This is a genomic window from Thalassotalea ganghwensis (genome assembly GCF_053485795.1).
In genome coordinates, this window is sequence record NZ_JBQRUM010000004.1 from 103,351 (window position 1) to 116,801 (window position 13,451).

The following is a 13,451-nucleotide window of genomic DNA, read 5'->3' on the forward strand; positions in this document are numbered from 1 at the left end:
TTTATTAAGATAAGTTACATTACCAAGCCAATGTAAACATTTACATTTATGTCAACGATAAAAGATGTCGCTAAACTAGCTAATGTCTCCGTAGCAACCGTTTCAAGGGTTGTTAATAACGACCAAAAGGTTAGCACTAAAACGAAAGAGAAAGTGCAACGGATTATGGAGCAATTAGGCTATACCCCTAATGCCAACGCTCGTGCATTAGTAACCCAACGAAGTAATACGATTGGCGTTGTTATTCCAGATCTTACCGACCCATTCTTTGCTTCACTGGCAAGTGGCGTTGATTTTGTCGCTCGACAAGAAAACAGACAGCTATTATTAAGTACAGGCTTAGTAGATGAACACTCTGAGCAACAAGCAATTAATCTACTAATAGAGCGACGTTGTGATGTTATTGTCGTTCACAGTAAAAAACTTCCTGATGACAAGCTAATAACGTTAGCAAAACAAATACCAGGTTTGGTACTGATAGATCGTTATATTAAAGCAATTGCAGATCGGTGTATCTGGTTAGATAACTTCGAGGGCGGTAAAATCGCGGCACGACACTTAATGGCTTTAAACCATACTAAATTTGCCTGTATTAGCAGTGGCTTTGAAATAGATGATCCGAGTTTACGACTTGGCGGTTTTAAAAGTGAATTAGAGACCGCCAATATCCTTTTAGATCAAGAATTAATTACCTATGGAGAACCAACATTACAAGGAGGCGAATTAGCTGCACAAACCCTGTTAACCAGTAATACCAAGTTTACCGCCCTTTTTGCTTACAATGATGCGATGGCAATAGGTGCTATTTCAACGTTAGAGGACAACGGCTACCGAGTACCCGAAGATATTTCTGTTATTGGCTTTGATGATGTTTTACTTTCACGATATTCCAGGCCTAAGCTTTCTACCCTTAACTACCCTATTAAAGAAATGGCCATGCAAGCAGCAACGCTAGCACTAGCTGCGGTAAAGCAAACATCAACGCCAATGACTGCACTTAAGCATATTCCTCGTCTTGTCAAACGAGAGTCTACAGCCACTAGGGTAAAATAGTGCAGCACTTTAATAAGCAAACCCGCTGCCAATCGCACTAAAAGGCAAGTTTAAATTTAATTCAGGTATTTCTTTGCCGACCCACGCTGTAAAGGTATTACTGTTAGGCCCGGGAAGCACCTTGTATTCATTAGCCCAAGGGTAGCTCTTTATCACCAGATCAATACGAGGTATTAAGTTTTCAGCCTGCTGTCCTTTTATCGAAAGAATTTTTTCAGGTTTTGCTCCATACCAATAACGATCTGGTGTCGCTGTTTGATAGCTGTGTAACGCAGGTAAACCGTTTCTAACACGCCACCCAACCACTTCATAAACCGTATAGTGTGAATCTGCAACCCCTTTGACGGCTATCCAGGTATGAACGGCAAACCATCCGCGCCAACTAAAAGCGTCCGCTGCATAAACTTCAATAACCGCTTGCTTTTCTATAAGCGGATCCGCTGCTATACCTGCCGGCTCTCGACTTGCCGTGCGCCAATCATTGTTGCTACAACTAACGGTTAGCAGTGAGAAAATAAATATAAGTAACGTAGATTGTTTGTTTTTCACTTTCAGTCTCAACCAAAAATCCTGAAACGATAATAACGACTTTACGACGTATTCCACTAAAGCGCGAGTATCATATAACGTAAAAAAGCTGCTCAGGTTCAACCTATAAGCAGCTTTAATAAGCGTAGCAGTAAATTAACTGAAAATACCAAGCTCTTGGCACCAACGACTCGCTTCAACAAATTCACGGTGTATAAAGTCAGCATCAATTTCATAGGTCTCGGTCAGTTGAGTCATGCTCTCTCCTTCTCCGACGATATAATTAGTAGTAAGCACTAATAATTCACCTAATAAGCCTTCGTGGTTTACCAATGCTTTGACGATGGGCTCTGCCAAAGGCATGGTTTTGACAATTTCTTCTATAGGCATACTTAAAATCACTTCAATAGAAGATAAAAGTCCGGTAATAAACGCAAAATCACTTATCTCACTAAAGGCACTTTCTTTAGCGATCGCTGACATTAGCTTAGCGGTTATTAACGCTTGTTTTGATACTTCATCTGTTTTGTCTGAAGTTAATTTTGATAAGGCAAGTATAGTGACAAATTGCTTTAGTTTTTCTTCACCTAAATACGCAGCCGCTTGTTTTAGTGACGTTATTTCGACTCGTGTACTCGTTGCAACGTTATTAACCATTTTTAACAAGCCTACCGTTAAATTGATATCGTGGCTAATAATGTGTGCTATTGCGGTGTAATCAAGTGGAACATTGAAGGTTTCACTGATTAAGTTGAGCATCTGAGTTTTCATTGGCGCTAAGGTTTGCCCCTCTATCATTTCCGGTTCGTGATAGAAAAAACCTTGATAATAGTTAAAACCTACTTCAGCTAAAGATTGTAATTGAAAATTAGTTTCTACTTTTTCTGCTGCTAATTTAATATTAAAAGGTTTAATCTTGGCAACTATCGGTTGTAATCGCTTAGGATTAATTTTTTCAATATTAACTTTAATAACCGAAAGGTAGGGAAATAAAGCGTCCCATTTTTCATTCAAATCGTACTCAGTTAACGCGATTTTATATCCTTGCTCACAATAAAATTTAACAATTTTTAGTAAGCGCTCCGTTGGCGAAGATTGCCCAACCAACTCTATTACGATCGAATTCTTATCGAACATCAAAGGGTATTTGTTAATCAGACATTTTTCAGTGAAATTAATAAATGCCGTTTTACCCAAACACACTGAATTAATATCACCCTGTAAGTGGTTTTGGATAATGAGCTTAGAACTTGCAACATCAGGATCAATTTCAGGAAACTTATTGTCAGGACTATCGCGAAACAACAGCTCATAACCAACGGTTTGCGTATTTCTATCTAAAATCGCTTGCCTTGCAATATAGGTGCTATACATAACTTTATAATTTAATTGTTAAACGCTAACTAAGAAGGTCAAACATACCGATTTAATAGGGAAAAATAAAGAATTTATCTTATTAAATCGTTAATACCGTTAAAATTTGCTCAATATTCAATCTCTGAACAACCAGAAGAACCTATAGCGTGATATGACTAAAACCTTATTGCGCTTTATGGCATTAAAATTTTTAATAAGTTTTTTTCTTTTTCTGTTGTTAGTTTTGGTTGCTCTAAACCATATATATGTGACAACAATGTAAACACCACCGTATTCGCAAATGAGGGGACTTCTCTTTGACGGGAAAAGCTAGGCCCTTTCGCTACAAATATGGCATTTAACTCCATACTCTCTGTAGGTTCAAAACCATGGCTTGCACTGCCGGTATAACCATCGTTACCCATAAAAACAAATGGAAGCTTAGCGCTGAGAATAATATCAGGAGCATAAGTGCTATTCTTGGGTACAGACCAAGCTTTTGGAAAACTTCCATTTTCAAAAATATCAAAACGGCTATCTTTTCTTTGTCGTAATAACTTGGCTAATTCTTCTAACTTTGGTCGATCGTTATTATAAAAAATTAACTGAGTACCTGAGTTAATTACAATGGTATCTAACACCTCTAAATCAGCCAACAGTTTATCAACATCAATTGCTTTTTCATTATCAATATTAACCATGCCATGATCTGAAACAATCACTAAATTAGCGTCAAAAGGCAACGCATCTAATTGGCTGGTAAAATTGGCTAATGCTTTATCAAAGTTGGTTATAGCACGCGCCAATTCAGGTGATCGGGTACCATAACGATGTCCCACTTTATCGATGGATGAAAAATACCCAGCTATAAACTGAGGTCGTTGCTCATTCGGTAACGTTAACCAACGATACAATTGCTCAAAACGCTTATCATCAGACCAACTTTCATCATACGGTATTGCATAGCTTGGCAACACGCCCAAATATGGTGTCGTTGACTCTGGAAAAAACAATATCGCGGTTTTAATGTCACGCTGCTCTAACAAAGACCAAATAGGAGGAAACTTTAACCATTGCCTAGGTTGATTGCTTTGTCCATAGCGATAGGTGTCCTTAAATTGCTTGTCATAGAACTTATTTAAAAAAATACCGTGTTGAAATGGCTTTTTTCCGGTCATCATCGCCAGATGATTTGGAAACGTTTTAGTCGGGAAAGATGGGAGCAAAGCCTCTGCCTTCACTCCTTGTTTAGCGAGTAATGATAATGTTGTCGGTTGATATTGTTCAAAGTAGCTATTGGCAAAGCCATCGATAGAAATTACGATCGTGATAGTTTGGTTATTACCGGTTGCACAAACATAAGAAGCAAACAGATAAAAGCCAACAGTAGCAACAAATCGCTTTAACACCTTCTTCACCTTGTAATAATAGCTATTTAAAAAGTCCTAAAATATTCGCTAGATCACTTTTACCTTCAGCAATCTCTTCAAAAGACAATCCTGAAATTTCATGAGGAAACACTAACCATTCATCAGATTCATGAATAAAGTAATCAGGGACAATATCCACTTTATTGTTTTTAGGCTTAAACCAAGGACACGCTATTTTAACATCGCTAGGCATATTATTACGTGACAGTTTTTTTAATTGTGTGATCAAAGCATCAATACTGCGCCCAGAATCAAAGACATCATCGACTATCAGTAACTTATCGTCATGATTTGCATTTTCAATAATGTAGTGCAAGCCATGCACTTTAATTTCTTTACTCTGCTGGTTAATACCATAATATGAAGAGGTGCGCACAGCGATATGGTCGGTATCGACTTTTTTAAAATCAAAATATTCTTGTACAGCGATGCCTATTGGCGCCCCACCTCGCCAAATACCGATAATATAGTCTGGTCTAAAACCACTTTCATAAACTTGTGCAGCGAGTTTGAATGAATCTTCTAATAATTCTTGAGCTGTGATAAATCTTTTTTGCATCATTGCTTCACTTTAATTAATACAGGGGAACCAACAATTATAACGTGCTTTGGCGTCTAAGCAGTAAATTATTTTAATCAGGGCTTTAATCTAAGTGAATGAGCTGTCAAGAAAAACGATTTACACTAGGCCTTAAAAACAACCTTTAGCTCAACGTTACACTAATCATCTGATCTTGATGTTACCCAATTTAATTTTGCAACGTAATTTTGTTCTATCATGTCAGAGTCATTCAATCTAATCGCATGCTTTAAAGCGCGTTTAGCTAACCTATGTTGTCCTAAACGGTAGTACACTTTTGCTATACCAAAGTGTAACTCATGATTATTCTCATCGATATTTAAAGCATCTTTATAATGTATAAGCGCTTGCGAGTATTGTTGTTTAAGCATAGCTTCATCGGCCAGTAAAGCATGATAATGAGGGTTTTTACTCCGCTTTTGGTGTATTAGTGACTCAATAGTTAACGCCTGTTCTCGTTTTCCTTCTACCTTTAATAGAACGACTAAGTTGTCGAGAACACTCAGGTTTTCGGGTTCAATCTTTAAGGCATGTTGGTAGACTTGCCTTGTCAAATCATAGTGCCCCATTTTTCGGTATAAAATACCTAGGTTTCCCCAGCCAGCAATATAACGAGGGTCAGTCTCAATCGCTTTTTTAAAATAGGCATAGGCAATGTCGAACTTTTGATTCATCATTGCCTGCGCCCCTTTATTCGTATAAAACATCGCTAAGATTAAATTTTTATCGACGATAGATGCAGGAAAAGACTTTTTGTTCACGAAAGGATCAAAATCGACAGTCAGCTGTTTATCAAACCAGACTTGTTTATCAACAAAACCACGTTCCCGTCTTATCAATAAATTCACGTGCCCCGTGAGCATATTATATTGACCATTTCTAATCCAATACTCAGGTATTTCAACGCGCTGAAATGCTACATTCAAACCTGCCGCTTTAGCGAGTGAATAAGACATAATGGTTAACGACAGACAGTTGGCAAGTTGCGAATAATAGGCTTGTCTAGCTGTTAAATTGGCATCATTTTGATAAGCAAGGTTAATACTTTCTTTATCAAAGAGGTGTTTCAGCAATTTAGCTGAACGATCGTGGTAATCTCTTATTGACAGGAGTTCTTTTCTCACCACCTCTTTCATAGTGTTATCAAGAGAAAAAACCTCTTGTTCACTTTCAATATTAGCCTCAGACGAATGAGGAAAATAGTGATCTTGTAATAAGTGCATCGCTGGCGCTACATCGATAGCCTGAGTTTTAGGCACAGTCGAACAAGCATGAATAAACATTAATAACAAAATAAGTAAAAGCGATTTAACTAGCGACATAGTCTTACCTAAGCATTTGATCAATTATGTTAAGGTCTACTTAAAAGGTATACTAAATTCTTCGTATATGTGAGCAAAATTTGCTCACATTAATGTTTGGTTACATAAACCTTGGTTGGCGATTCGTTCTGAACGAAGGAAGAGCCCAATTTATTGGCTTATATCCTTGCATACACGATAATCAAAGTTGTTGTCATCCGTTGGCATCTCCCCTACTTGAAAATACCCCCAGAAAGAAACCAATAACAATAGCATAGGAATAAAAACATGGATAAACGCGATAGTTTTGGCTTGCCAGCCAAAACGTATTTTAGTTGGTTTAAAGACTTTCATACCTGGCGGTGGAAATTGTTCACTACAAAAACTTTTGATACCAATCGGAACGGTAAAAATACCTAAAAATAAAGCGCATATTATTGGTAGGCCTACGAACAACCCATACCATAACGCAACTATCCCAGGGAGGCCAAGAGGTGTATGACAATGAACAGTATCAACATACCATGTTAAAAAAGGCAGGAACCATTGAGCATAACCAAGATACAACACCACACTAAGTAACAGAAAAAGCAGAATAAGTTTAACTCGTTCTTTTTTATTATATTCTGGCGCGTAGATAACTAATTCCTCTAACTTATCAAAAGCAATATTATTGCGGATAAACTCGCTTTAAAAACTAACGTTCGCCTTATTTTTTAAGCCGATTATTCTCCAGCCATTGTTGATAGAAATTCACCACCGCTTGGTTTTCAAACGCTATCGCTTGTTGATAAGCGGTTTTACCAAAAGCATCCTTATAGTTTGGATCGGCGCCATGAAATAATAATCGTTCGGTAATATCAGGGTTATTCTGCTCCGCAGCAAGTAATAACGGCGATTTTTTTAGTTTGCCTAACACCACGTTTACTTTTGCACCCAAAGCTACCAATTGATCAATGATTTCTGGATGTGGATTTTGATAAGCGGCGGCACTTAAGGCAGTCCCTTTAAACAGGCTATCACGCTCATTAACGTCTGCCCCACGTTCCACCAATGCTTTAATAATATTTGGATCTTTTACATTAGCGGCTGCCCACATGATAGCTGGCCCATTTTGATTATTGGGTGCTAATACTTCATCAGGTATCTGACCAACATCATCAATGGTTGCTGACAACCAAAAATCATCAGTACCATATTCTTGATAGGGATTGGTATATTGAACAAAAACCCATAAACAAAATGCAGAAATGAGTAAAACAATTAGTTTAGGGTTAACAGATTCCATGTTAATACTCCATAGGCAGGCGTAATCTAAAATGTATTGCCATTCCTCACAACTTAATCCGTTTTATCAATATTGGCAACCACTATTGGAACTTCAGTAACGAAATGAAATTTAAGATACTTAAAACAAAAAAACCGCCATCTAGGCGGTTTTTTCTTTATATGGCGGTGAGATAGGGATTTGAACCCTAGAGGCGCTATTAACACCTGCTGGTTTTCAAGACCAGTGCTTTCGACCACTCAGCCATCTCACCGAATGCTTTAACAACTCGCTAAAGCGGTGCGAATATTAAAGAGTAGCTATTAATTTGTAAAGCGATAATTGTCATTTTTAGCACTTTTTTTGAATTAAGCTAACGATATGATTAACTTTTGTGCAAAATTGCACTAGCTGATGCTTGTTAAAGTTTTGTTGTAAAGTACCCGCTAATAGATAAACAAAAAGGCTAAGCACCCGCTTAACCTTTTTTGTAAAATGTGAATGATTTAAAACGATTATAACAAACTAGATAAAATCGTATTTAATGTTTCACTTGGGCGCATTGCTTTAGCGGCTAACTCAACGTCAGGGCTGTAGTAACCACCGATATTCATTGCAGTACCTTGCGCACTATTTAACTCTTCAACAATTTTAGCTTCTTGCTTAGTCAACGCCTGGCTTACCGCAGTAAACGCTGTTTTTAACTCTTCGTCTTCGGTTTGCTCAGCAAGCGCTTGTGCCCAATACATCGCTAAGTAAAAGTGACTACCACGATTATCTAGCTCACCAACCTTACGAGATGGCGATCTATTTTCGTCTAAGAACTTACCTGTCGCTGCATCTAATGTATCGGCTAATACTTGCGCTTTTTTATTGCCGGTTGTATTGGCAACATGTTCAAGTGAAGCAGCTAATGCTAAGAATTCACCAAGTGAATCCCAACGTAAGTGGTTTTCTTTTTCAAATTGTTGAACGTGTTTTGGCGCAGAACCACCTGCACCCGTTTCAAATAAACCACCACCGTTCATTAGTGGTACAATTGAAAGCATCTTAGCACTCGTGCCAAGCTCTAAAATTGGGAATAAATCCGTTAAGTAATCACGTAATACGTTACCAGTCACTGAAATGGTATCTAAACCTTTACCACAACGTTCTAGCGTGTGCTGACAAGCATCAACTGGCGCTAAGATACGAAGATCTAGACCACTGGTGTCATGATCCGCTAAATAGGTATTCACCTTTTTAATCATTTGTGCGTCGTGAGCACGGTTTTCATCTAACCAGAATACTGCTGGAGTTTCTGATAAACGTGAACGTGTCACCGCTAATTTAACCCAGTCTTGGATAGGGGCATCTTTGGTTTGACACATACGGAAAATATCGCCTTGCGAGACTTGTTGTGACAACAATTCTTCACCTGTTGCAATATTAACTGCGCGGATGACACCATCGCCTTTGGCCATGAAAGTTTTGTCATGTGAACCGTACTCTTCAGCTTTCTTAGCCATTAAACCAACATTTGGAACCGTACCCATTGTTGTTGGATCAAATGCACCATTTTCACGACAATAATCAACCACTGCTTGGAAAACTCCAGCATAGTTACGATCAGGGATCATGAATTTGGTATCTTTTTGTTTACCGTCTGGCCCCCACATTTGACCAGAAGCGCGAAGTGCCGCTGGCATCGACGCATCGATAATAACATCGCTTGGTACGTGTAAGTTGGTGATACCACGATCAGAATCAACCATAGCAAGCGGTGGCTGCTGTGAGTAAACCGCATTTAAATCCGCTTCAATTTCTGCCTTTTGCTCAGCAGGTAAGCGCTCAATTTTAGCGTAAACGTCACCAATACCATTGTTAACATCAACACCTAATTGTTCAAACGTCGCCGCATGTTTAGCAAATACGTCTTTGTAGAAAACTTTCACTGCATGACCGAAAATAACCGGGTCTGAAACCTTCATCATGGTTGCTTTCATGTGGAGTGATAATAAAACGTCTTCTTGTTTTGCTTTTTGTGTTTCTGCTTCAAAAAACTCTACTAAGGCTTTAACGTTCATTACAGAAGCATCGATTATTTCTTTATCTTCTAATGCAACTTTATCTTTTAAAACGGTGATATTGCCTGCTGTATCAACGTATTCAATACGCATATCAGTAGCACCTTCAACCGTCATTGATTTTTCACTGCCGTAGAAGTCACCTTCACTCATGTGTGCAACGTGAGATTTAGAGTCTTTTGACCAAGCCCCCATTGAATGTGGGTTTTTCTTGGCGTAGTTTTTAACAGCACTTGGCGCACGACGGTCAGAGTTACCTTCACGTAATACCGGGTTTACTGCCGAGCCTAATACTTTTGCATAAGTAAGTTTAATTGACTCTTCTGCTTCATTTTGAGGTTCAGCTGGATAATCAGGTAAGTCATACCCTTTAGCTTGCAACTCTTTAATTGCCGCTTGTAATTGTGGAATTGACGCTGAAATATTAGGTAATTTAATAATGTTAGCTTCGGGTGTTTTTGCTAATTCACCTAATTCTGCTAGTGCATCACCAATACGTTGCTCTTCTGTTAAATACTTCGGGAAGTTTGCAATGATACGCCCTGCTAGAGAAATATCGCGAGTTTCAACATCAATGTTTGATGACGAGGTAAACGCTTTAACAATAGGTAACAAAGATTGCGTCGCCAATGCTGGCGCTTCATCAGTAATGGTATAAATGATTTTAGACGATTCTGTAGTCATTTCTTTTCCTGCTAATATTAGGCGAACTTGAGACAAAACGAATAATCATGCACGATTGGCAGATTAGCATTCATTTTGTCAGAAAATTTTTTTTGCGCGCGCATAGTATCTAAATTTAAGGCGCATTAAAATAGCTAGCTAAAACAAGTTAAAGGTTAAAAAGGCAATAAATAGTGACAGCTAACCGAAAACCGCGGCCAAACGGGCTAAAAAACAAACACCACAAAAAGGTACGACCAGCAGTTCGCCGTGCGATTAACAAGCAAATTATTGTGCTGTTTAATAAACCATACGATGTCCTAAGCCAATTTACCGACGATAATAATCGCCAAACGTTAAAAGATTTTATTCCAGTAAAAGATGTCTATGCTGCTGGTCGCTTAGATAGAGACAGTGAAGGTCTGCTGCTACTCACCAACGATGGTAAATTACAACACAAATTAGCAAACCCAACGCAAAAAACCGGTAAAACCTATTGGGCACAGGTAGAGGGCATCCCAACTGAAACTGACTTGGAAAAACTAAGGGTTGGTGTTGAATTAAAAGATGGCCTAACCTTACCTGCAACAGTAAACTTAATCAACGCTCCAGATATTTGGCCACGTGTTCCGCCGATACGAGAGCGTGCTTCAATTCCAACGTCTTGGTTAGAAATTACCATTAATGAAGGTCGTAATCGTCAAGTCAGACGTATGACCGCCCATATTGGCTTTCCAACGCTGCGATTGATCCGATACCGCATAGGCCAATATACCCTTGAAGGCATTGATAATGGCCACTATAAAAAGTTAACTAAGGATTTAACCGGTGCAAAAGCAAAATAATCTGACACCTAAAGCACAACCCATTGAAAATGATGACCAATTCAAACCCAATACCACGGTAGCTGCAATTGTCGTTGCCGAAAATCGCTTTTTGTTGGTAGAAGAAACGGAAAACGGTCAAACCGTATTTAATCAGCCCGCTGGCCATATTGAAGCCAACGAAAACTTGTTTAATGCCTGTAAGCGCGAACTGTTAGAAGAAACCGGCCTTGCGCTGACGCCACAATATTGTAGTGGTATTTATTATTTTCACCGCCCAGAGCTTAACTTGTATTTCTTACGTTTTGCTTTTGTGATTGAACTCAGTCAAATGTTGGCGACTAAACCACAAGATAGCGATATCATTGCCGCGCATTGGCTAACGCTTGAAGAGATCCAAGCAAAACAAGCACAGTTACGTTCACCAATGGTACTGGATTGCATTAATGATTATTTGGCTGGCAATAAAATCGACATTTCGTTAATAAAATCTAATCTTTAATCTATGCCTCTTAGCGCAAGCGTGCTATAATTTTGCGCCAATTTTCCATAGACTTTTGATGTATTAATGTCGGATAGCCAATTTTACACAACAAACGACCCTAAAGGTAAACTACCAGAGCAAACCAAAGTAATCGTTGGTATGTCAGGTGGTGTTGATTCTTCTGTTTCTGCTTACTTGCTGCAACAGCAAGGTTACCAAGTAGAAGGTCTTTTTATGAAAAATTGGGAAGAAGACGATACCGATGAATATTGCGCAGCTGCTGAGGATCTGAAAGATGCGCAAATGGTGTGTGAAAAACTAGGTATAAAACTGCACACAATTAACTTTGCGACAGAATACTGGGATAACGTATTTGAATATTTTCTTGCTGAATATAAAGCAGGCCGAACACCAAACCCAGATATTATGTGTAACAAAGAAATCAAGTTCAAAGCATTCCTTGAATTTGCTTGTGAAGACTTAGGTGCCGATTACATTGCCACAGGTCACTATGTCCAGCGTGAATTTCGCGATGGAAAATGGGTCATGATCAGAGGCCGTGATAACAACAAGGATCAAAGTTATTTTCTTTACACCTTATCACACGAGCAAATTGGCCAAACGTTATTTCCTGTTGGCCATATTGAAAAGCCAGAAGTTAGAGCCATTGCAGAAAAAGCTGATTTGGTCACAGCCAATAAAAAAGACTCAACCGGTATATGTTTTATCGGTGAGCGCAAGTTTAAAGACTTCTTACAACAATATTTGCCTGCGCAACCAGGTGTTATAGAATCGGCTGAAGGCGATGCCATTGGTGAGCATGATGGCTTAATGTATCACACCCTTGGTCAACGTAAAGGCTTGCGGATTGGTGGTTTAGCCAATGCTGGAGATGAACCTTGGTACGTCGTTGATAAAGATCTCGATCGTAACGTGTTAATTGTTGGACAAGGGCACAATCACCCTCGCCTATTTTCTAAAGGCTTAATCGCTAATCAATTGCACTTAGTGGCGCGGGAGCCAATAACTGAAGCGATTCATTGCACAGTAAAAACGCGTTACCGTCAGCAAGATGTTGCTTGCACGTTATCGCCAAGCGAAAACCCTGATGAATTCCTCGTCATGTTTAATGAAGCTCAAAGCTCGGTTACACCGGGTCAATCCGTGGTGTTCTATCAAGATGATGTTTGTCTTGGTGGCGCAATTATTAACACCTTAATTCGCTAATTTTTGACGGAAATCTTACCTTTTTATGCAAGCATTATCAGAACAAACCATTACGCTCGCGGCAGTATGTCAAGTCGCTCAAAACGTACAACGGTTATCTCGACATGGTCAAATCGATGACAATGAACTGGCGATTTTACTTAACAGTATTATTGAAACCTCTCCCAGTAGTACGTTAGCAGTATACGGTGATGATTTAGCCAACTTAAAAACCGGGCTTAACGTGGTTGCCACTCACCTTGGCAATAATTCCACCAATAAAGATCCAGAAATTACCCGTTACGTGGTTAGCTTATTAAGTTTAGAGCGCCGATTATCAAAAAGCAGCGCAAAGTTAAATGAACTTGGCGAGCGTATTAGCGAATGCCAGCGTCAGTTAATGCATTATGAGATAACTAGCGATACCTTAATCGCCAGTTTAGCCAGTATATACAGTGACATTATCAGCCCACTCGGTACACCAATCCAAGTAGCGGGCAATCCAGAAATACTTAAACAGCCAACCAACCAACATAAAATTAGAGCGTTATTGCTCGCAGGCATACGCAGCGCGGTTTTATGGCGACAAGTGGGTGGCAAACGTCGTTCGATTATTTTTTCACGCGGAAAAATCGTTGAATGCGCAGAAAACTTATTACGAAATATTTAATTTAACACTTTTAATTCAGGAAA

Annotated in this window: 13 protein-coding genes and 1 tRNA gene; 5 read left to right on the top strand and 9 right to left on the bottom strand. The window is 39.0% G+C overall.

What is annotated here, in order from left to right; all coding sequences use genetic code 11:
- Window positions 1-48: 48 nt before the first annotated feature.
- Window positions 49-1,053 carry a LacI family DNA-binding transcriptional regulator gene (locus ACSLUH_RS05550; protein WP_448565306.1) on the top strand — a complete coding sequence of 335 codons (1,005 nt, stop codon included), beginning with the start codon at window positions 49-51 and terminating at the stop codon, window positions 1,051-1,053.
- 9 nt (window positions 1,054-1,062) lie between these two features.
- Here the strand turns inward: ACSLUH_RS05550 and ACSLUH_RS05555 are convergent, their stop codons facing one another.
- The 9 genes from ACSLUH_RS05555 to ACSLUH_RS05595 form a co-directional block, all read right to left on the bottom strand.
- A complete protein-coding gene (locus ACSLUH_RS05555; RefSeq protein WP_448565307.1) occupies window positions 1,063-1,602 on the bottom strand; it encodes a DUF3750 domain-containing protein in 540 nt (179 codons plus the stop codon).
- A 135-nt stretch (window positions 1,603-1,737) separates the two neighbouring features.
- Window positions 1,738-2,955 (bottom strand): EAL and HDOD domain-containing protein, encoded by a 1,218-nt coding sequence (locus ACSLUH_RS05560; RefSeq protein WP_448565308.1) that lies wholly within the window; start codon window positions 2,953-2,955, stop codon window positions 1,738-1,740.
- Between the two features lie 176 nt (window positions 2,956-3,131).
- The gene (locus ACSLUH_RS05565) at window positions 3,132-4,346 is read right to left on the bottom strand and encodes an alkaline phosphatase family protein (RefSeq protein ID WP_448565309.1); all 1,215 of its coding nucleotides are present in this window, start codon (window positions 4,344-4,346) and stop codon (window positions 3,132-3,134) included.
- Between the two features lie 22 nt (window positions 4,347-4,368).
- Window positions 4,369-4,926, bottom strand: coding sequence for a phosphoribosyltransferase (locus ACSLUH_RS05570; RefSeq protein WP_448565463.1), 558 nt, complete (start codon window positions 4,924-4,926; stop codon window positions 4,369-4,371).
- Between the two features lie 161 nt (window positions 4,927-5,087).
- Window positions 5,088-6,269 carry a tetratricopeptide repeat protein gene (locus tag ACSLUH_RS05575; RefSeq protein WP_448565310.1) on the bottom strand — a complete coding sequence of 394 codons (1,182 nt, stop codon included), beginning with the start codon at window positions 6,267-6,269 and terminating at the stop codon, window positions 5,088-5,090.
- 150 nt (window positions 6,270-6,419) lie between these two features.
- Complete coding sequence (locus tag ACSLUH_RS05580) at window positions 6,420-6,821, bottom strand: hypothetical protein (RefSeq protein ID WP_448565311.1); 402 nt, start codon at window positions 6,819-6,821, stop codon at window positions 6,420-6,422.
- A gap of 136 nt (window positions 6,822-6,957) precedes the next feature.
- Window positions 6,958-7,536, bottom strand: a complete 579-nt coding sequence (locus ACSLUH_RS05585) for an ankyrin repeat domain-containing protein (RefSeq protein ID WP_448565312.1) — start codon at window positions 7,534-7,536, stop codon at window positions 6,958-6,960.
- A gap of 162 nt (window positions 7,537-7,698) precedes the next feature.
- Window positions 7,699-7,789, bottom strand: a tRNA-Ser gene (locus ACSLUH_RS05590).
- 241 nt (window positions 7,790-8,030) lie between these two features.
- A complete protein-coding gene (locus ACSLUH_RS05595) occupies window positions 8,031-10,265 on the bottom strand; it encodes an NADP-dependent isocitrate dehydrogenase (protein WP_448565313.1) in 2,235 nt (744 codons plus the stop codon).
- A gap of 173 nt (window positions 10,266-10,438) precedes the next feature.
- On the opposite strand from ACSLUH_RS05595, the gene ACSLUH_RS05600 reads away from it, so the two are divergent.
- From ACSLUH_RS05600 to hflD, 4 genes are all read left to right on the top strand, one after another.
- Window positions 10,439-11,089: a pseudouridine synthase gene (locus tag ACSLUH_RS05600; protein WP_448565314.1), complete on the top strand. Its 651-nt coding sequence runs from the start codon at window positions 10,439-10,441 to the stop codon at window positions 11,087-11,089.
- Complete coding sequence (locus tag ACSLUH_RS05605; protein ID WP_448565315.1) at window positions 11,073-11,570, top strand: NUDIX hydrolase; 498 nt, start codon at window positions 11,073-11,075, stop codon at window positions 11,568-11,570. The genes ACSLUH_RS05600 and ACSLUH_RS05605 overlap by 17 nt, the downstream gene beginning before the upstream one ends.
- A 66-nt stretch (window positions 11,571-11,636) precedes the next feature.
- A complete protein-coding gene (gene mnmA, locus ACSLUH_RS05610; protein ID WP_448565316.1) occupies window positions 11,637-12,779 on the top strand; it encodes a tRNA 2-thiouridine(34) synthase MnmA in 1,143 nt (380 codons plus the stop codon).
- A 25-nt stretch (window positions 12,780-12,804) separates the two neighbouring features.
- The gene (gene hflD, locus ACSLUH_RS05615) at window positions 12,805-13,428 is read left to right on the top strand and encodes a high frequency lysogenization protein HflD (protein WP_448565317.1); all 624 of its coding nucleotides are present in this window, start codon (window positions 12,805-12,807) and stop codon (window positions 13,426-13,428) included.
- The last annotated feature ends 23 nt before the right edge of the window (window positions 13,429-13,451 follow it).